Raw genomic sequence first — 19,607 nt, 5'->3', positions numbered from 1 at the left:
CCACCCGAAAGGCCGCAGGATGACCGACGCAGACACCGATCGCCACAACGCGAAGATGGCCAAGAAGAAGGCTGCCCGCGACAAGATCATGGCCACCAAGACCGAGGAGAAGGGCCTGATCATCGTTCACACCGGGAAGGGCAAGGGCAAGTCCTCGGCCGCGTTCGGGATGATCTTCCGCTGCATCGCCCACGACATGCCATGCGCCGTCGTGCAGTTCATCAAGGGCGGCATGGGCACCGGCGAACGCGACCTTATCACCGGGAATTTCGGCGACCTGTGCCAGTTCCACACCATGGGCGAGGGCTTCACCTGGGAGACGCAGGACAAGTCCCGCGACATCGAGATGGCCCAGGCCGCCTGGGCAAAGGCGAAGGAACTGATCGCGGATGCGCGGAACCGTATGGTCCTGCTGGATGAGATCAACATCGCGCTGCGCTACGATTACGTCTCCGCGACCGAGGTAGTCGCTTGGCTGCGGGACAACAAACCGCCGATGACGCATGTCGTCTGCACCGGACGCAACGCGAGCGAGGAACTGATCGAGCTGGCCGACCTGGTGACCGAAATGGAATTGGTCAAGCACCCCTTCCGGTCGGGCGTGAAGGCACAGCGCGGCGTCGAGTTCTAGGACGACCCGCCCGCCGCGCGGTGACGCGCCGCCGGGCGGATCCCATACGGGATACCGCGCCGTCCAAGGCAGTTTCGGCGTCCGTTACGTCTGACGGTCGGGCGGCGCCGCGCGCAGGCGGATCGGGCCGCTTGCCGTCACCGGGTCGACCGGTACGCCGCCTTGGGTCGCCATGAGGCCGGGCAGGGTCGCCGCAACGGCACGGATGCGCGGCATGAGGGGGCGCCAGTCGTCGGTCAGCGCCCGCGCGACCTCGGACGGGCAGAAGCTCGCATCCGCTCCGCGACGCCGCGCAAGCTCGCGCAGCGCCGCGGCGATACGATCGTCGGACGGGCCCGTCAGGACAGTGCCGCGTCGCAGCGGGCGCAGACGCCGTCATGGCCGTGGTGGCCGACATCGGGCAGGACCTTCCAGCACCGCTGACACTTGCCGCCCTGGGCCTGGGCGAAGACGACGGCCACGCCGTCGGTGTCCTCGCTCCGATAGGCCTCGGGCGGGGCGGGGGTGTCGGTCACGGTGATCGCGCTGACGATGCAGATGTCGTCGAAATTGACGCCGGCCAGAAGCGCGGCCGTCTCGGCGTCGACATGCACGACGGGCGCGGCCTCCAGCGACGATCCGATGATCTTCTCGCGCCGCGCCATTTCCAACGCGCCTGTCACGACGCGGCGGACGGCTCGGATGCGCGACCATCGCGCGGCCAGTTCGGAATCGTGCCAGCCGGGACGCGGCGCGGGGAAATCCTGCAGGTGGACGGAAGAGTCCTCGCCCGGATGCACCTCCAACCAGATCTCCTCCATGGTGAACGGCAGGATCGGCGCGAGCCAGGTCGTCAGGCGTTCGTGCAGCAGCCCCAGAACGGTCCGCGCGGCACGGCGGCGCGGCGTATCGCCGTCGCAATAGAGCGCGTCCTTGCGAATGTCGAAGTAGAACGACGACAGGTCGACCGTGGCGAATTGGAAGATGGCCTGGAACACCGCGGCGAAATCATAGGCGGCATAGGCCGCGCGGATTTCGTCATCCAGTTGCGAAAGGCGATGCAGGACCCATCGGTCCAGCTCCGGCATCTCAAGCGTGTCGACCGGCGCGGCATCCGTCATCGAGCCGAGCATGAACCGCATCGTGTTGCGAAGCCGGCGATAGGCGTCGGCGACGCCCTTGAGGATCTCGGGCCCGATGCGGTGATCGGACGTGTAATCGACGGTCGCCACCCAGAGGCGCAGGATATCGGCGCCGTACTGGTCGACCACCTCCTGCGGGACGATGGTGTTGCCGAGCGACTTGGACATCTTCACGCCCTTCTCGTCCAGCGTGAACCCGTGCGTGACCACGGCGCGATAGGGCGCACGTCCCAGCGTGCCGCAACCTTGCAGCATCGAGGAATGGAACCACCCGCGATGCTGGTCGGTGCCTTCCAGATAGACGTCGGCGATGCCGTCCTCCGTCCCGTCGTCGCGATCACGCAGCACGAAGGCGTGGGTGGAGCCGGAATCGAACCAGACGTCCAGGATATCGTCGACCTTGTTCCAGTCGGCCGGATCGTGGTCGGACCCGAGGAAGCGTTCCTTCGCGCCGGGCTTGTACCAGGCGTCGGCGCCCTCCGCCTCGAAGGCGGCGATGATGCGGGCGTTCACCTCCGGGTCGCGCAGCAGGAAGTCCGGGTCGTCCGCCGCGGCGCCCACGCGCGTGAAACAGGTCAACGGCACGCCCCAGGCACGTTGGCGTGAGAGGACCCAGTCGGGCCGGTTCTCGATCATCGAATGCAGGCGGTTGCGGCCCCGCCGGGGCGTCCATTCCACCAGGCTGTCGATGGAGGTCAGCGCCCGGGCGCGCACGGTGCGACCATATTCGTCCCGCCCATCGCCCACGGGCCGGTCGATGGCGGCGAACCATTGCGGGCGGTTCAGGCGGATCACGGGAGCCTTGGATCGCCAGGAATGGGCGTCGGAGATCGTCAGTCGGGCGCGCGCCAGCAAGGCGCCTCGTTCGACCAGCTTGTCGATGACGGCCTTGTTGGCGCCGCCGGGTTTGCCGTTCGGCCGGATGATCGCCTCGCCGCCGAAGAAGGGCAGATCGGCGCGCAGGGTCCCATCGGCCTCGACATTGTAGGTCATGGGCAGGCCATGCTTCAGACCGATCTGGTAGTCGTCGTCGCCGTGGCTAGGCGCGGTGTGGACGAACCCCGTGCCGGCGTCGTCGGTGACGTGATCGCCGGGGAAAAGCGGGACGTCGTAATCCCATTCGCCCGCCGCACCATCGGCCCCGCGCAGGGGGTGGGCGCAGGTCAGCGCGGCCAACTCCTCGACCTGGACGGGGCGGACGCGGCGCCACATCGCGGGGTCCAGCCGGGCGGCGGCCAGCGCGCCCTCGGCCTGCGCATCGGCGATGATGTAGGTTTGGCCGGCCTCGGCCCAGCATTCCTCGGGCGTGGCGACGACCTCGTAGAGGCCGTAGGCGATGTCCGGCCCGAAGCAGATCGCGCGGTTCTGCGGGATCGTCCAGGGCGTGGTGGTCCAGATAAGCACGCGTGCCGCCCGAAGCTGCGCCTCGCGCTCGACCGACGCCTCGAGGATGCTGGCCCGCTGGCCCTGCATCTCCTCCTCCTCGGCATAGGCTGTCTCGGCCTCGTAGACGTCGGACCGGGCCGCGACGACGGGGAAGGCCACCCAGATCGCGTCGACCTGGCGGTCGTGATACTCCACCTCCGCCTCGGCCAGGGCGGTCTTCTCGACCGGCGACCACATCACGGGCTTGGAGCCCTGATAGACCAGCCCGTTCGTCAGGAACTTCTGAAACTCCGCCGCGATCACCGCCTCGGCATGGAAATCCATCGTCAGATAGGGGTCGGCCCAGTTGCCGGTGATGCCCAGCCGCTTGAACTCCTCGCGCTGCACGTCGACCCATTGGGCGGCGAAGTCGCGGCATTCGCGGCGGAACTCGACCACGTCCACGGCATCCTTGTCGCGGCCCTTGGCGCGGTATGCCTCCTCGATCTTCCATTCGATCGGCAGGCCGTGGCAGTCCCAGCCGGGCACGTAGCGCGCGTCGAAGCCCATCATCTGGCGCGACCGGACCACCATGTCCTTGAGCGTCTTGTTCAGCGCGTGCCCGATATGCAGATGCCCGTTCGCATAGGGCGGACCGTCATGCAGCGTGAAAGGCGCGCGCGCCGCCTTTTCGCGCAGGCGGTCGTAGACGCCGATCCGCGCCCAGCGGTCGAGCCATTCGGGTTCGCGTTTCGGCAGGCCCGCGCGCATCGGGAAATCGGTCTGCGGCAGGTTCAGGGTGGACTTGTAGTCGGGGGATTCCGCGCTCATGCGTGCGTCCTTCGGATCGGCGTTGGTAGAAGGTCGGTGCGCGGGCCGCGACACCTTTGCCCGGCCGCCCCGTGGATCAGGGCGCCGGGGGGCTAATTCGCGTGTCTATGAGCGCGGGTTCCGTCATCGCCGGCGTTATAGGCACCGTCGGGCGGGAACGGCAAGCCGGGCACCATGCGGGGGCCGCACGCCATGCTTGGACGGGGGCCGACAGGCGTTAACCTTCCGTTCACCATTGGCCCGCAGTATCGGCGGCGAAGGAGGAGCCGCCATGTCCCCGCTTATCGCCATCGTCGCCACGAGCATCCTGGTCCTGGCCCCGCTGGTCCTGTCCCGGCCGCGCCGGCGGGACTGACCCGGTCGATCGGTCCGCGCCTCGGGCCCGAACGGCCGCCCCGGCGGGGCCGGGTCAGCCCGGCGGTGCCTGCCCGGCCACGTGATCCCAGACCCTGGAAATCACCACCGACCCCTCGCCCACCGAACTCGCCACGCGCTTCACCGAACCCGCACGCACGTCGCCCACCGCGAACACCCCGTCGAGCGATGTGGCGAAGGGGCTGTCGCGGCCCACGGCATCGCCCGTCAGGATGAAGCCCTTGTCGTCGCTCGCGACCTGATCGCCGAGCCAGGCGGTGTTCGGCGCCGCTCCGACCATCACGAAAAGCGCGCGCGACGCGATACGGTCGTCGCCCGGCTCGACCCCATCGCCCTTCAGGTGAATGGCCGAGAGCTTGCCGTTGCCTTCCAGCGAGGCGACCTCCGTGTTGTATCGCACCCGGATCGCCTCGTCGGCCTCCAGCCGTCCACTCAGATAGCTGGACATGCTGTCGGCCAGGCTGTCGCCCCGCACCAGCAGGTGCACGCAGCGTGCGTGACGCGACAGGAACATCGCCGCCTGTCCGGCCGAATTTCCGCCCCCGATGATCGCCACGTCGGTGCCTCGGCAGAACCGCGCCTCGATCTCGGTCGCGGCATAATAGACGCCCGCGCCCTCGAACGCCTCCAGACGGTCGAGCGGCAGGCGCCGGTACTGGACACCGGTGGCGATGACGATCGCGCGGGCGCAGGTCTCGGTCCCGTCGTCGAGCGTGACGCAGAAGATCCCGTCCTCGCGGCGCGCGAGCGCCGTGGCGCGGCGGGGGACCGCGAAGCGCGCGCCGAACTTCATTGCCTGAACCTCGCCCCGCCAGCAGAGGTCGGCCCCCGAAATCCCCGTCGGAAAGCCCATGTAGTTCTCGATCCGGCTGGACGTGCCGGCCTGCCCGCCGATGGTCGCGTCCTCCACCACCAGCGCCGACAGCCCCTCGGCCCCGGCATAGACCGCGGCCGCGATCCCGCCGGGCCCGCCGCCGACGATCAGGACGTCGTGGACACAATCAGATTCGAGCTCCAGGTCCAGTCCGAACAGACGCGCGATCTTGCGCGGCGTCGGCGCCTCGATCACCCGGTCCTTGCCGAACACGACCGCCGGCTCGGTCGGGCGGATCGAACAACTCTGCGCCACCTCCGCCGCCTCGCCGCCGTCGAGGTCCAGCGCGCGGAACGGGATGCGGTTGCGACCGGCGAAGGCCGCGATCGCGGCGATCTGCCGATCCCGGTCGATGCCGATCAGCGTCAGGCTTGCCTCGTTGCTTTCGAGCAGGCGCCGGCGGCGCGCGGCCAGCACGGTGACGATAATGTCCGACATCTCCGGCACGCGGCTCATCAGCTCGAGCATGGGCACCCGGTCCGCCACCAGAAAGCGGCAGTCGCGGACCGCGCGCATCGCCAGCATGGATTTCGCGCCGGTCAGGAAGCTGATCTCCCCGGCGAACTGTCCGGGACCGAGCGTCGACCCGTCGCCGTAGCGCCCGCCTGTCACCGGATCGACCGCCTCGGCCTCCCCTTCGAGAAGATACAGGAACCGGTCCATCGGCGCGCCCAACGCGACGAAGGTCTCGCCCGCTCCGAACTCCATCTCGCGCCCGATCTCGCGGATGCGTGCGACATGGTCGTCGGTTAGCGGGGTACGGACCATCGTGCTCAGATCCTGGGCCAGACTTTCCATCTCAGGTCTCCTTCTGGCCGAACAGGCCGGTCAGCGACCGCTGGATCACCGACGTGATCCGTGGCGGACGCTCATGGGTGAACGGCAGCGGCCGGCAGACCTCCATCGCGGCCACGCCCACCCGCGCCGTCAGCGCGCCGTTCACCAAGCCTTCGCCGAAACGGCGGCTGAGCCGGGCGAGGACACCGCCGCCGGCCACGGACTGGATCATGTCATCCCCCACGGCGACCGCCCCGGTGGCGGCCAGATGTGTCAGGACGGTCCGTGCCAGGCGCCAACTGCCCAGCGTGCCGCCGCGGCCGCCGTAGATCAGGGCGATGCGGCGGATCATGCGCAGGTTGGACGTCAGCGCCGCCACCACGTCCGCCAGCGCCAACGGCACCACGGCGGTGACCAGGGCGACCTGCCGCGCGGCGGCTTCCACCTCGCGCGTGGCGGCGGCATCGAGGGGGACAAGCAGGCTGCGCTCGGTCAGTGCGACGAGGGCATCGGCGTCGAACACGTCCGCACGGCGGGCCGCCAGATCTTCGCGGCCCCAACGCGTGTCGGGACGGCCGGCATAGAACCGCGCCACGTGATCGGCCAGGGCACGTGCGCCCTTGAGGTCGGTGACCGCCGCGGCCTCCGTGCGCAGGTCGTCGATCCGTGCGAGCCGGGCCAGGGCCACGATCTCGCGCAGTGCGATCGCCAGCGACACGGCGACGAAAGCGCCGACCAGGATCGCGGCGATCCAGCCCAGGACCGGCCGCGCGGCAAGAAGCCCGGTCACGAATTCCCAGGCCGCGACCGTCAGCATGAAACCGACCACCGCGGTCAGCGCCGCGAAGAACCACCCGGCCAGGCCGTTCTGCCGCCGGGCCACCAACAGGGCGACGGTCTGCATCGCCCGGCCGGATCCGGGCGGCGCAACCTCCGCATCGGGGACGGGCGGGGCCGTGGCGGGATCGACCCGGCCCTCCGGCGCGTCGAGGCGGACCGAACCGCGCCGCGGAGCGGGCTGGTCGCCTTCGACATCGAACAGGACCGCGCGACGGCGCGGTCCGCCTTCGGATCCGTCGGTCATGGATGCGTTCCCCGTTCAGCCGTCCTTGCAGATATGTCGGCACGTGCGGGATGCAACATCGCTCAGATCCGGTCGCCCAGCAGGAATTCGGCCGCGCGGTCGAGGCGGATATGCGGCGGCCCCTCGCCCGGGCGCAGCGTCAGCGGGGCGGGCGCGAACTCCATCAGGTCGTATTCGCCGTCCAGCCAGTCTGTTGCGCCCTGTCGGGCCGGCACCAGAAGATGCGCGGGGTCGGCCGGAAGCTCGCCGGGATAGAGCGCCGTCTCGCGCCCGGTTTCGGCCAGCCGTCCACGGACGACGGGCAGGATCTCGCCGCGATGCTCGCGCTCCTCCTCGACCGTGGCGCGCAGGGCCGCCATCGACAGGGCCTTCGTCTCGGCGCCCGCGAAATCGGCGCGCGACCTGGCGTCGCGGACCATCGCCTCGAGCAACGTGGTCAGGCGCGCGTGCTGCGAATGGTGCAGATGGTCGGCCTTGGTGGCCGCGAACAGGATGCGGTCGACCCGGCGCGCGCCCAGCAGCGACATGAGCCAACCGATGGCACCGGGGCGGAAGGCCTGCAGAATGTCGGTCATGGCGGCGCGCATCTCCTCGACCGCGCGGGGGCCGCGGCGCACGGCGCCGAGCACGTCGAGAAGCACGACCTGCCGATCCAGCCGGGCGAAATGGTCCTGGAAGAATGGATAGACGACCTGCTTCTTGTAAGCCTCGAACCGGCGGGACATCTCGCGCCGCAGGCTGCCGCGCGGCGCCTCGCCCGGGGGCAGCGGCGCGAATGTCAACGCGGGCGATCCTTCCAGTTCACCGGGCAGCAGGAAACGTCCCGGCGTCAGGTCATAAGCCCCGGCGGCCCTGGCGGCCCGCAGCGCGGCGGTGTAGCTGCGCGCCAGTTTCTGCACCGTGGGCTCCTCCAGCCGCGCAACCGGGTCGACGGATTGCATCACCGCCTCGTAGTCGCTGGCGTTCCAGGCCGCCAGGCGGCCGAGCGCGCGGGCCGACCATTCGTCGTAGGATTTCTCCATCAGGCCCAGGTCGAGAAGCCATTCGCCGGGATAGTCCACGATGTCCAGGTGAACCGTACGGTTGCCGCGCAGCCCCGACAGAAGGCCCGCCGGCCGGACGCGCAGCGAAAGGCGCAACTCGGACACCGCACGTGTCCCTTCGGGCCAGTGCGGATCATGTGCGGTCAGGGCCGCCAGATGGCTTTCGTAGTCGAAGCGCGGGACGGTATCGTCGGGCTGCGGCTGCAGGAACGCCGTCTCGATACGCCCGCCGGCCGAAAAGCCCGGCATCCGGCCCCGATCGATGAGGTTCGCCACAAGCGAGGTGACGAACACCGTCTTTCCCGCACGGCTGAGGCCCGTGACGCCCAGCCGCAGCGTCGGGTCGAACACGTCCGTCACCGTGGAGGTCACGTCCCCCAAACCGCGCGTCACCGCGTCCGCCAGCCGTCCGATCATCCACGTCCCCCTGCTTGGTCCCGCAAGGTAGGCGCGCGACCGGGTGAGGGAAAGTCCCCCTGACGGGGTGGCATGGCGGGACAGGGCGGCCTAAGACGCCGGCCATGCCACGCTTCGCCCTTCGCATCGAATATGACGGCCGCCCCTTCGCCGGCTGGCAGCGGCAGGACGGGCCGGCAAGCGTGCAACAGACGCTCGAGGAGGCGCTGCGCACCCTCGACCCCGCGATGCCGGCCGCCGCTGCCGCCGGGCGCACGGATGCGGGCGTGCACGCGACCGGCCAAGTGGCGCAGGCCGATCTGCAGCGCGACTGGGACCCGTTCCGCCTGTCGGAAGCCGTGAACTGGCATCTGAAGCCGGCCCCGATTGCGATCAACGCCTGCGCGCGGGTGGCCGATGACTGGCACGCGCGGTTCGCGGCTGTCGAACGGCGCTATACCTTCCGCATCGCCGCGCGCCGGGCGCCGCTGACACTGGACCGCGGGCGGATGTGGCGCGTACCGGGGCCGCTTGACGTCGAGGCGATGCGGGACGCGGCGCGGCATCTGGTCGGACGGCATGATTTCACGACGTTCCGCGCCTCGATCTGCCAGGCGAAGTCGCCCGTGAAGTCCATCGACGCGATCACGATCACGGAACACGCCTATCCCGGCGGGCAGGAGATCCGGCTGGATCTGCGGGCCCGGTCGTTTCTGCACAACCAGGTCCGTTCGATCGCCGGGACGCTGGAACGCGTGGGCGCCGGGGCCTGGCCCGCCGATCGGGTCCGCGATGCGCTTGCCGCGCGCGACCGTGCCGCCTGCGGACCGGTGGCGCCGCCCGATGGCCTGATCCTGACCGGGGTCGGCTATCCGGAGGATCCGTTCGGATCGTCCCTGCGGGCGTCGAGATAGACGCGCAGGGCGGTCAGTTGCCGCAGCAGGTCATCCTGCGCGGTATCCCCCAGTGCAGCGGAAATCTCGGCCAGATCGGGGGCCACGGCGCGGATCGCCCGTTCGCGGAAGGCGCGGCCGGATTCGGTCAGCCAGACCCGCTTGGAGCGTCCGTCCTCGGGGTTGGGGCGCAGCGTGACCCAGCCATGTCGCGCCACGACCGACACCATGTGCGACACCGTCGTTTTGGGCAGCTGGAACGCGCGTGCCATGGCCAGGGGGGTCTGCCCGTCGCGCACGCGGACGAGGTGGTTGATCAAGGTGAAGTGCGGCAGCAGGACCCCGGGCGGCAGCCGCGCCTCGAATATCGTACGGCCGAGTTGCGAGACGATCCCGATCTCGTTGAAGATCGCGAACGCGCGATAAAGGGTCTCGTCGCTCGACGCGCGCTCGTCAGGCATTCCGGATACGTGTCTCCAGTGGCCAGCGCGGGGTGCGCGGCGTCCGTTCTGCATACCCCAGCAGGCCGAGCATTTGAACCGTTCCGCCATCCGGTGCCACGATCGCGTGGACGGCCCGACGATATTCAGCCACCTCCGGATATTCCTGCAACGCCTGGCTGACGGGCCGAAGCGCCAGCCCCGCACCCGTTGCCGCCAGATTGAGGCGCATCCAGCGGCGCCCCGTCTCGATCTGGTCGAGGCGGGTGTTCGTCCGCGTCGTCTGGGCCAGGATCGCCGGCGCACTGAGTATGGTGTCGGACATGCCCTCCAGATGGCCGCGGGTTCCGGGGTTGTCGGGGTCCATCGCCGCCTCGCGCGACAGAAGGCCCACGCGCCCCAGCGTTTCCAGCATGGGACCGCCGAGGTCGATGCCGTCGGGGTTCGCCTCGATCTCGGCGCGCCCGATACGGAACAGGTCGACGCTTTCCTTCATGGCGGCGGGGGTGTTGGCCTCGACCATCATGGCGTCGCGGGCGATCTGTCGCAGGCGGTCGCGGTCGGGCCCGTCACGGTAGAGCTGCGCGTAGGGCGCCAGGACGTCCGCCTCGGGTCCGACGGCGACGGGATCGAACGGCTCTTTGTGGGATCGGCGTTCCATGACATGTGCGAAGAGGGGATCGGGCGTTCCACCGTTCCGCAGGCCCAGGCGCGCGACGGGCCCGTCCTCGCCTTCGGGGAACAGGGTGACATCGGTGTCGAACCCCTCCTCGGCCGCGGCCATTCGACCGAGTTCCAGAAAGCACCCCATTCCGATGGTCAACTGCCGCGAGAACGGATCCGTCACGGGCAAATCGCGGGTCTTGTCGCGCCACAGGACGACGCCGTCCTCGCCCTCCAGGGCGATTTCCCACGGCTGGCGGTTGTGCGGATTTGGCGCCAGCAAGGCAAAGCTGAGCGCGCGCAACCGGGGATCGTCGTACTGACCGGCCATGGCCCAGGGCGCCAGCGCGGCGTGTGGCGTGCGCGTGCCGAGATAGGTGCCGGTCGCGGCGGTTGCGGCAAGGATGGTGCCCCCGCCGATCAGCTTCAGGGTATTCCGGCGCGTCATGCGGGTCATCTCGACTCTCCATATAATGCAATATCGTACTATATGGTACAACGTTGCACTTTATGCAAGCGTCTTGTATTGCCACGTCGTCATGAACGCGGTTAGAAAACCTGACCAATTCCGGAGTGTCGCAATGCCCCCCACCATCACGACAGTGGACGATCTGCACGACATCTACCGCCGCCGCGTGCCGAAGATGTTCTACGACTACTGTCAGTCCGGGTCGTGGACCGAACAGACATTCCGTGACAACGAAACCGATTTCGACCTGATCCGTCTGCGCCAGCGCGTCGCCGTCGACATGGAGGGCCGCTCGGTCGCGACGACGATGGTCGGGCGCGAGGTTTCGATGCCCGTGGCGCTGGCCCCCGTCGGCCTGACCGGCATGCAGCATGCCGATGGCGAGATCCTGGCCGCCCGCGCCGCCGAGCGGGCCGGCGTGCCCTTCACCCTGTCCACGATGTCAATCTGTTCGATCGAGGATGTCGCGGAACACACGACCAAGCCGTTCTGGTTCCAGCTCTACGTCATGCGCGACGAGGATTTCGTCGACCGCCTGATCGAACGGGCCCGCGCGGCCGGTTGCGACGCGCTCGTCCTGACCCTGGATCTGCAGATCCTCGGCCAGCGCCACAAGGACCTGAAGAACGGCCTCAGCGCGCCGCCCAAGCTGACGCCCGCCTCGATCGCGAACATGATGACGAAGGTGCAGTGGGGCCTGGGCATGGCCCGGACCAAACGCAGGTTTTTCGGCAATATCGTGGGTCACGCCAAGGGGGTCGGCGACGCGTCCAGCCTTTCATCCTGGACGGCGGAGCAGTTCGACCCCCGGCTGGACTGGGACAAGATCCGCCGCATCAAGGAGAAATGGGGTGGCAAGCTGATCCTGAAAGGCATCCTCGACGCGGAGGATGCGCGCATGGCGCTGCAGGTCGGGGCCGACGCCATCGTGGTGTCGAACCATGGCGGCCGACAGCTCGACGGCGCGCTCAGCTCAATCCGGATGCTGCCCGAGATCGTGGACGCGGTGGGGTCCGAGGTCGAGATCCACATGGATGGCGGCATCCGCTCGGGGCAGGACGTGCTGAAGGCGGTCGCCCTGGGCGCGCGGGGCACCTATATCGGGCGCGCCTTCATCTACGGCCTGGGCGCCATGGGCGAGGCCGGCGTGACGCACGCCCTGGAGGTGATCCGGAAGGAGTTGGACGTCACGATGGCGCTTTGCGGCGAAAAGGACATCCACGATGTCGGGCCGCATGACCTGCTGATCCCCAGGGGGTTCAGGGGCGAGTGGGAGCCTCACGGGCGAAACGGCTGAGCGGCCAGACCAGGGCCAACAGGATCGCGACGCAGGCGAAGGCCCAGCGCAGACCGAAGGCCTGCGCGCCCAGGCCCATGAGCGCGGGTGCGATGAAGAACCCCAGAAAACCGATGACCGCCACGCGCGCGATCACCGCCGTGCGCATCGATGGCGTCGAAAGCCGCCCCGCCAGTGCGAGGCCCATCGGCCCGATCACCGATATGCCGAGACCCATCAACCCGAACCCGACATAGGCGGTCACGGGGGTGGGCGCCGCCGCCGCGATGAGCACGCCGGCCACCGCCAGCCCCGCCGCGATGCGGATCACGCCGATCTCGGACAGGCGCGCGGCGACGGCCTGGCCCGAAAAGCGCCCGACGGCCATCGTCAGGCCCAGCATGGCCGGGCCGAATGCGCCCTCGGCGGCGCCGCCTCTCAAGGTCCGTTCGATATGAAGGGCGGACCAGCTTTCGACGGTGGCCTCGGCCATGAACCCGATCAGGACAATCCCGCCGCACAGCGCCACCAGCGACAGCGGCAGGCGGCGTGCGCGCAGCTCCGCATCGGTGGCCGCCGGGGCGACCTGCATCATCTGGAAGGGCGCCGTCAACAGGACCAGCGCGGCAATGGCCGGAAAGATCGCCTCCGGCGCCCATCCAGCCTCGCGCATGGCGCCCGTCAGCAGCGCGGAGGCGGCATAGGCGACCGAGAACATGGCGTGGTTCACGTTCATCAAACTGCGCTCGGTCCGGGCCTCGATCTCGGAGACGCGCGCGTTCATGACCACGTCGGTCAACCCGGACGTCGCCCCCATCACCGCGAGGATCACGAAGAAGGCCGGGACGGTCACCGCGAAGGCCGGAAGGACGGCCGCCAGGGCAAGCATCACCGTGCCTGCGGGCATCGCCCAAGCGCCCATCCGCCGGTCCCATCGCGGCGCCACGTAGAGTGTCGTTGCCAGACCGATCGCGGTACCCAGAAGCAAGAGGCCGAAGGTTGCGTCGTCGACGCCGATCCGGGCCTTCAGGACGGGCGCCATCGCCGCCACGCATCCCCAGGTCAGGCCGACCGCCATGAAGGCGGAGACGGGCGCCCGGCTCAGCCGCAGGGCAGGCAGGATGGACGTCATGGCACGGCGCGCAAGGCGGCGCCCGGTGGGGTCGGCGCACGATCCGCCCCGGGACGGACGGGCCTCACCCGTGATCCTTGAGAAGCCGGGCCTTCTGACGCTGCCAGTCGCGCTTGGCCGACGCTTCGCGCTTGTCGTGGTTTTTCTTGCCCTTGCCGACGCCGATCTTGATCTTCACCATTCCGCGGTGGTTGAAATACAGCACGAGCGGGACGATCGTGTATCCCTCGCGGGCCGTGGCGTTCCACAGGCGGGAGATTTCCCGCCGCGATACCAGCAGTTTGCGGCGGCGGCGCTCCTCGTGCCCGAAAGTCCTAGCTTGGACGTAGGGGGCGATGTAGCCGTTGACCAGCCACAGCTCCCCCTCCTTCACCTCGGCATAGCTCTCGGCGATGTTGGCGCCGCCCTGGCGCAGCGACTTGACCTCCGACCCCTCGAGCATGATCCCGCATTCCAGGTCGTCCTCGATGGCATAGTCGTAGCGGGCACGCCGGTTCTCGGCGATCACCTTGTAGTTCTTGTCCTTGTCATCCTTGGCCATGGGGCTGACTTAGGCGTCCGCCCGGTCGGTGTCCACGGGCTGGCGCGACATGACGATGTGCACCACGGCCCCCAGCGCCGCGATCCCGCCCGCCAGCCCCGCCGCGCCCACGCCGTAGCGTGCCACGACCACGCCGCCCGCCGCCGCTCCGATGGCCGCGCCCAGATAGATCGAGGCCGCGTGCAGCGACAGCGCCACTGGGGCGCGCGCTCCGGCCAGCGCGACCAGCCGCACCTGCTGCCCTGCGTTGAACGCATAGCCCGCGGCCATCCACACGAAGATCAGCGCGAAGGCCGCGGCAAGCGGCACCGGCAGCAGCGACAGGAGCGGCATGAGCCCGACCTGGAGGCACGCGAGGATCAGAAGCGAGCGGTACGGCCCCAGCCGGTCGGACATGCGCCCGCCCGCAAGGTTGCCCACGACCGCCCCCGCCCCCGCGATGACGAGCGCCAGCGTCACCCCGTCGCGGCCGAGCCCGAGCGTCGTCTCCAGCAGCGGGGCGACATAGGTGAACGGCACGTAGATCGCGCCGAGGAAACTGGCCGTGAACAGGATTGCCAGCATCAGGCGCGGGGCGCGCAGCACGGCCGCCAGATCGGCAAGACGCACCGGCTGGAACGAGAGCCCCGCCGGGACCCGGATCCAGATTGCAACCGCCGCCAGCGCGGCCAGACCCGCCACCAGCACGAAGGCCGCGCGCCAGCCATGCGCGTAGGCCACCCAACTGCCGAAGGGGACACCGGCGACCTGGGCCAGGGTCAGCCCCAGGAAAACACGGGCCAGAACGCGCCCGCGCGCCTCGGGCGGGGCGAGGGCCACGGCGACGGCGGCGGCCACCGGCGTGGTCATCCCCGCCCCCGACGCAGCCAAAACGCGCGCGGCGAGCAGCCACCCCTCGGACGGGGCGAGGGCCGAGGCGGTCGCGCCGGCCGCGAACAGGACCATTCCGGCCGTCATCACCCGCCGGCGCCCGATGCGTCCGGTCAGCGCGACCAACACCGGCGAGAGGACCGCGTAGGACAGGGCATAGACGGTCAGGACCGAACCGGCCTCGGCCGCGGACATCGACAGGCCGCGCGCGATCGGCGTCAGCGCGCCCACGACGAGGAAGGCGCCCATGCCGATGACGAAGTTGGCCAGCGACAGGACGGGGATCAGCCCCGCAGGCATGCGGTGGGTCAGTTCAGCAGGCCCGCGTGGCGCATCGCGTCGGCGATCCGGGCCCTGGTGCCTTCGGTCGCGCCGACCAGCGGCAGACGTACCTCCTCCGAGCAGCGGCCGAGCAGGGACAGTGCGTATTTCGCGCCCACCAGGCCCGGTTCGGCAAAGATCGCGTGGTGAAGGGGCATGAGGCGGTCCTGGATGTCGCGGGCGGCGGCGAAATCGTTGACGAAGCAGGCCTCGTGCATCTCGCTCAGGAGGCGCGGGGCGACGTTGCAGGTGACCGAGATGCAGCCCTGCCCGCCTTGGGCATTGAAGGCGACGGCCATCGCATCCTCGCCCGACAGCTGCACGAAATCGGAACCGCAGGCCATGGCCTGCGCGCTGACGCGGGTGACGTCGCCGGTGCTGTCCTTGACGCCCACGATATTGGGCAGCTTGGCCAGTTCGCCCATGGTGGCGGGCGCCATGTCGACGACGGACCGGCCGGGGATGTTGTAGATGACGATCGGCAGGCCGACCTCGTTCAGCGCGGCGTAATGCGCGATCAGCCCGGCCTGCGTCGGCTTGTTGTAATAGGGCGTAACCACCAGGGCCCCGTCCGCGCCCACGTCGCGCGCATGTTCGACGAAGCGCAGCGCCTCGGCAGTGTTGTTCGATCCGGCACCGGCGATGACCTTGACGCGGCCGGCGGCGCGGCGGACGACGGCCTCGACGACGGCCTCGTGCTCCTCGTGGCTCAGGGTGGGGCTTTCGCCGGTCGTGCCGACGGGAACCAGCCCATGCGAGCCCTCCTCGATCTGCCAGTCGACCAACGCGTCCAGTGCATCGAAATCGATCCGGCCCTTGGCGAAGGGGGTCACCAGTGCCGGCATGGAGCCTTTGAACATCGGTGCTTCCTCCGTAAGGTCCGAGATCGCGCGGAAACTAGCCGCGGCGATCGGACACGGCAAGGCGATGGTTCCCGAGGCCGCGCGACGCTGCTAGTCGCAACACGAGGCGAAACACGCTATCAGAGACGCCAAGATGCCGACCCTACTGTTCGCCGCGCTCGCGGTGCTCCTCTCGCTCCTGCCTGCCGCGGCCGATTCCGATCTGGCGCGCGGGCTGGAGGCGTTGCGTTCGGGCGAGACCGGGCAGGCCCGCGCCCAGTTGTCCGAGATCGACGACGTGTTGGCGCGCGACCTGCTGCACTGGCATCTGCTGCGCAACCGGCTGGGCACCTTCGCGGAGGGCGAGGCGTTCCTGATCCGGAACGCCGACTGGCCGGGGCTGGACCTGCTGCGCGCGCGGGTGGAACTGGACATCCCGCCCACGACCTCGCCCGCGCGGATCATCGCCTTCTTCGCGGGCCAGTCCCCGCGCACGTCGAAAGGGGCCCTGCTTCTGGCCATCGCCCTGCGTGCCGAGGGGCGCCACACCGAGGCAGAAACGGTCGCCATCGACGCCTGGCTTTCGATGCCGATGCCGGCATCGTCGGAGGCGGGCTTCCTGGAGATCTTCGATGACATCCTCCGACCGTTCGACGGCGCCCGGCTGGATGCCATGGTCTGGTCCGGCGACCTGAGTTCGGCGGAACGCGTGCTGGCCCGCGTGTCCGGGCCCGAAGCCGCCCTGGCGCGGGCCCGCATCGCGCTGCGCGACGGCCGCCCCGGCGTGGACACCCTGATCGAGGCGGTGCCCGAGGCGTTCCGCGACCATCAGGGGCTTGCCTACGAACGATTCCGCTGGCGCCTGGACAAGGGCCGCCGGGACGACGCGCTGGAGTTGCTTTTCGCCTATGACGAGACGGCGGACACGTTAGGCGCGCCGGTTGAATGGGGCGCGCATCGCGAACGCCTGGCGCGCGGGCTGATGCAGGATGGCCGACCCGAGGACGCCTATCGCGTCGCGGCGCGCAATCATCTGCCGGACGGCGATCGCAACATCGCGGCAACCGAATGGCTGGCGGGCTACATCGCGCTGCGTTTCCTGGACCGGCCGGAGGACGCGGCAGCACATTTCCGCATCTTCGACGCCAACGTCGCCTCGCCCATTTCCAAGGGGCGGGCGGGATATTGGCTCGGCCGCGCGCTCGAGGCGGCAGGCGACCTTTCGGGCGCCGGCGCGGCCTACGCCCAGGGTGCGCAGTTCCAGACGAGCTTCTACGGTCAGCTCGCCGCGGCACGGGCGGGCCTGCCCGCCGATCCCCTGTTGACGGGGACGGAGGCATTCCCGCCGCTTGCGGCGACGTCCTTCGCGGACAGCACCGTGCTGGCCGCCGGTCGCCTGTTGAACGACATGGGCGAACGCAACCTGGCGGAACGCTTCCTGACACATCTTGCCGAAAGCCTTCCGCGGGCGGAGATCGGGACCCTGATCGACGTCGTACTCGACGATCTGAAAGACCCGCATATCGCGCTGCTGGTCGCGAAACGCGCGGCGCAGGCCGGGCATGAGCTGCACCGCGGCTATTTCCCCCTGACCGAACTGGCCGAACTCGACAGCCCGGTCGCGCCGGAACTGGCGCTGTCGATCGCCCGGCGCGAGAGCGAGTTCGACCCCGTCGTCACGTCCGGCGCCGGCGCGGCCGGCCTGATGCAGCTGATGCCCGGCACGGCACGCGAAATGGCGGGGCTGGTCGGGCTGCCCTATCGGCAATCGGCCCTCCTGGCCGACCCGCTCTACAACGCGCGGCTGGGCACGGCCTACCTGGGCGAGTTGGAGCTGGAGTTCGGCTATTCGCCGGTGCTGGTCCCGGCCGCCTACAACGCCGGGCCCAGCCGGGCGCGGCGTTGGTCGCGCCGGTTCGGCGATCCCTCCGACCCGTCGGTCGATGTCGTCGACTGGATCGAAGATGTGCCGTTCTCGGAGACGCGCAACTACATCATGCGGGTGTCCGAGAGCCTTCTGCCCTATCACGCGCGACTGACGGGCCGGACGGATGACGTCCCGCTGCTCGAATGGCTGAAGGACGGCTACGAGACGCTGGTGCCGCCGGGCGTCGGGACCACGCGCGGCAACTGACAGGGCGCGCCCTCAGGCCGCCCGCTGGCGGAGCAGCGTGAAAAGCCCGGCCGCGATCACGATGGCCGCGCCCAGCAGGACATGCGGTGCCACCGTCTCGGAAAAGACCAGCACGCCGATCAGCGAGGCGAAGACCAGTTGCAGATAGGCGAATGGCTGGACGGTACTGGCCTCGGCCGCGGCATAGGCGCGGATCAGGAGCCAGTGCCCGGACGCGCCCGCAAGGCAGAGCGCGGCCATCCAGATCCAGTCGTCGCGGGCCATCGGCTCCCACGTCCAGACGCCGACCGCGGTGATCGCGACTGCGCCCACCACGCCGGTCCAGAAGAAACTGGTCGCCGTCGTGTCCCGTCGTGCCACGAAACGCGTCAGCAGGGCATAGACGGCGAACATCGTTGCCGCCGCCAGGGGAACCAGGGCCGCCGGCGAAAAAACGGCGGCGCCCGGACGCAGGATCACCAGGACCCCCACGAAGCCGAGCGCGATCGCGGCCCAACGCCGCCAGCCCACACGCTCCCCCAGCAGGGGACCCGACAATGCCGCCACCAGAAGCGGGTAGACCGCGAAGATGGCATGGCTCTCGACCAAGCCCAGCAGGACGAATCCACCGACCATCACGCAGATCTCGGCCACCAGAAGCAGACCGCGAACGGCCTGGACAACCGGCTGCGACGTCCGGGCCGCGGCGCGCAGGCCGCCCGCGTGACGCGCGGCGAGGGCGATGACGAAAGCGGCGAAGAACCAGTACCGGATCATTACGATCATCAGCACGTTGTATTCGGCGGCCAGATGACGCGACAGGCCGTCCTGCGCCGCGAAGACCGCGGTCGTCGCGACCATCAGCGCGATGCCCAGCCGATCGCCCGTCATGCCAGCCGGCCCCGCGTCATGTGACGCTTGCGCCCAAAACCCGGCATGCGAACGACGTCGAACCCGGCGGCGCCCAGGGCAGCCCGAACCGCGCCCGCCGCAGTATAGGTGGCGAAGGTCCCGCCCGGCGCGGTGTGACGCGCCACGGCCGACATCAGCGCCGCGCCCCACATCTCGGGGTTCTTCGCCGGCGCGAACCCGTCGAGGAACCACGCCTCGGCGCGCCCGTCCCATGCCGGCAGGGTGACGCGTGCGTCGCCTAGGACCACGCGCAGGTCCAGGCCGGGCAGCGTCATGCGCTCCGCCGGCCATTGTTCGAGCAGGGCCGCCGTGTCCGGACCCGCGAAAGGTGCGAGGGCTCGGGCCATGTCGTCGCGGGACATCGGATAGGCTTCGAACGACGTGAAGCACAGCCGCATCCCGTCCGGGACCATCCGCGAAAGCGCCAATGCGTTCAGCCCGGTACCGAACCCCAATTCGCCGACATGAAAGCCATCGCGTAGGCGTTCGGGGAGGTCGTTGCCATGCAGGAAGACGTGCCGCGCCTCCTCCAGCCCTCCGCCGAGCGAATAGTACGGGTCGTCGAACCGACGGGCCACGGGCGTCCCGTCCTTCCAAGTGATGTCCGGAGAGAGGTTTTCGCCAGCCATGCCCTGCCC

At 69.5% G+C, this 19,607-nt stretch carries 17 protein-coding genes; 4 read left to right on the top strand and 13 right to left on the bottom strand.

Translation table 11 applies throughout. The features are described 5' to 3' along the window. The first annotated feature begins 19 nt into the window (after positions 1–19). Positions 20–631: a cob(I)yrinic acid a,c-diamide adenosyltransferase gene (gene cobO / locus MWU52_RS16730; protein WP_246954220.1), complete on the top strand. Its 612-nt coding sequence runs from the start codon at positions 20–22 to the stop codon at positions 629–631. A gap of 84 nt (positions 632–715) precedes the next feature. On the opposite strand, the gene MWU52_RS16725 is transcribed toward cobO, so the two are convergent. The 5 genes from MWU52_RS16725 to MWU52_RS16705 all read right to left on the bottom strand — a co-directional run bounded on the left by MWU52_RS16725 (position 716) and on the right by MWU52_RS16705 (position 8,518). Continuing rightward, a complete protein-coding gene (locus tag MWU52_RS16725; protein WP_348645533.1) occupies positions 716–949 on the bottom strand; it encodes a DUF3253 domain-containing protein in 234 nt (77 codons plus the stop codon). A 20-nt stretch (positions 950–969) separates the two neighbouring features. Then, positions 970–3,948, bottom strand: a complete 2,979-nt coding sequence (gene ileS, locus MWU52_RS16720) for an isoleucine--tRNA ligase (protein ID WP_246954218.1) — start codon at positions 3,946–3,948, stop codon at positions 970–972. A gap of 409 nt (positions 3,949–4,357) precedes the next feature. Then, positions 4,358–5,995, bottom strand: coding sequence for an FAD-dependent oxidoreductase (locus tag MWU52_RS16715; protein WP_246954216.1), 1,638 nt, complete (start codon positions 5,993–5,995; stop codon positions 4,358–4,360). A 1-nt stretch (position 5,996) separates the two neighbouring features. Continuing rightward, positions 5,997–7,058 (bottom strand): TIGR01620 family protein, encoded by a 1,062-nt coding sequence (locus tag MWU52_RS16710; RefSeq protein ID WP_246954214.1) that lies wholly within the window; start codon positions 7,056–7,058, stop codon positions 5,997–5,999. A 62-nt stretch (positions 7,059–7,120) separates the two neighbouring features. Further along, positions 7,121–8,518: a YcjX family protein gene (locus MWU52_RS16705; RefSeq protein ID WP_246954212.1), complete on the bottom strand. Its 1,398-nt coding sequence runs from the start codon at positions 8,516–8,518 to the stop codon at positions 7,121–7,123. A gap of 104 nt (positions 8,519–8,622) precedes the next feature. Here MWU52_RS16705 and truA point away from each other — a divergent pair, with 104 nt between their 5' ends. Continuing rightward, complete coding sequence (truA, locus tag MWU52_RS16700) at positions 8,623–9,411, top strand: tRNA pseudouridine(38-40) synthase TruA (protein WP_246954210.1); 789 nt, start codon at positions 8,623–8,625, stop codon at positions 9,409–9,411. Here the strand turns inward: truA and MWU52_RS16695 are convergent. Then, the gene (locus MWU52_RS16695; protein WP_246954208.1) at positions 9,366–9,851 is read right to left on the bottom strand and encodes a MarR family transcriptional regulator; all 486 of its coding nucleotides are present in this window, start codon (positions 9,849–9,851) and stop codon (positions 9,366–9,368) included. The two genes, truA and MWU52_RS16695, sit on opposite strands and share 46 nt — an antisense overlap. Then, positions 9,844–10,941: a twin-arginine translocation pathway signal protein gene (locus MWU52_RS16690; RefSeq protein ID WP_246954206.1), complete on the bottom strand. Its 1,098-nt coding sequence runs from the start codon at positions 10,939–10,941 to the stop codon at positions 9,844–9,846. The genes MWU52_RS16695 and MWU52_RS16690 overlap by 8 nt, the downstream gene beginning before the upstream one ends. Before the next feature lie 133 nt (positions 10,942–11,074). Here MWU52_RS16690 and MWU52_RS16685 point away from each other — a divergent pair, with 133 nt between their 5' ends. After that, positions 11,075–12,259, top strand: a complete 1,185-nt coding sequence (locus MWU52_RS16685; protein WP_246954204.1) for an alpha-hydroxy acid oxidase — start codon at positions 11,075–11,077, stop codon at positions 12,257–12,259. Here the strand turns inward: MWU52_RS16685 and MWU52_RS16680 are convergent. From MWU52_RS16680 to dapA, 4 genes are all read right to left on the bottom strand, one after another. Then, positions 12,222–13,370 (bottom strand): MFS transporter, encoded by a 1,149-nt coding sequence (locus tag MWU52_RS16680; RefSeq protein ID WP_246954202.1) that lies wholly within the window; start codon positions 13,368–13,370, stop codon positions 12,222–12,224. The genes MWU52_RS16685 and MWU52_RS16680 overlap by 38 nt on opposite strands. A 64-nt stretch (positions 13,371–13,434) precedes the next feature. Next, positions 13,435–13,911, bottom strand: a complete 477-nt coding sequence (gene smpB / locus MWU52_RS16675; RefSeq protein ID WP_246954201.1) for an SsrA-binding protein SmpB — start codon at positions 13,909–13,911, stop codon at positions 13,435–13,437. Between the two features lie 9 nt (positions 13,912–13,920). Beyond that, entirely contained in the window at positions 13,921–15,081 is a 1,161-nt protein-coding gene (locus MWU52_RS16670) for an MFS transporter (protein ID WP_246954200.1), read from the bottom strand. 8 nt (positions 15,082–15,089) lie between these two features. Then, positions 15,090–15,962 (bottom strand): 4-hydroxy-tetrahydrodipicolinate synthase, encoded by an 873-nt coding sequence (gene dapA / locus MWU52_RS16665; RefSeq protein WP_246954199.1) that lies wholly within the window; start codon positions 15,960–15,962, stop codon positions 15,090–15,092. 136 nt (positions 15,963–16,098) lie between these two features. On the opposite strand from dapA, the gene MWU52_RS16660 reads away from it, so the two are divergent. Further along, on the top strand, positions 16,099–18,078 hold the full coding sequence (locus MWU52_RS16660; RefSeq protein WP_246954198.1) for a lytic transglycosylase domain-containing protein: 1,980 nt from the start codon (positions 16,099–16,101) through the stop codon (positions 18,076–18,078). A 12-nt stretch (positions 18,079–18,090) separates the two neighbouring features. Here MWU52_RS16660 and MWU52_RS16655 read toward each other — a convergent pair whose 3' ends face one another. Both MWU52_RS16655 and mnmD read right to left on the bottom strand, forming a co-directional pair. Then, the gene (locus MWU52_RS16655) at positions 18,091–18,948 is read right to left on the bottom strand and encodes a DMT family transporter (RefSeq protein WP_246954197.1); all 858 of its coding nucleotides are present in this window, start codon (positions 18,946–18,948) and stop codon (positions 18,091–18,093) included. Continuing rightward, positions 18,945–19,598 (bottom strand): tRNA (5-methylaminomethyl-2-thiouridine)(34)-methyltransferase MnmD, encoded by a 654-nt coding sequence (gene mnmD / locus MWU52_RS16650; protein WP_246954196.1) that lies wholly within the window; start codon positions 19,596–19,598, stop codon positions 18,945–18,947. The genes MWU52_RS16655 and mnmD overlap by 4 nt, the downstream gene beginning before the upstream one ends. Positions 19,599–19,607 lie beyond the last annotated feature (9 nt).

It is taken from the genome of Jannaschia sp. S6380, from assembly GCF_023015695.1.
GTDB lineage: Bacteria > Pseudomonadota > Alphaproteobacteria > Rhodobacterales > Rhodobacteraceae > Jannaschia.
This window is presented reverse-complemented; position numbering and strand designations above follow the sequence as displayed.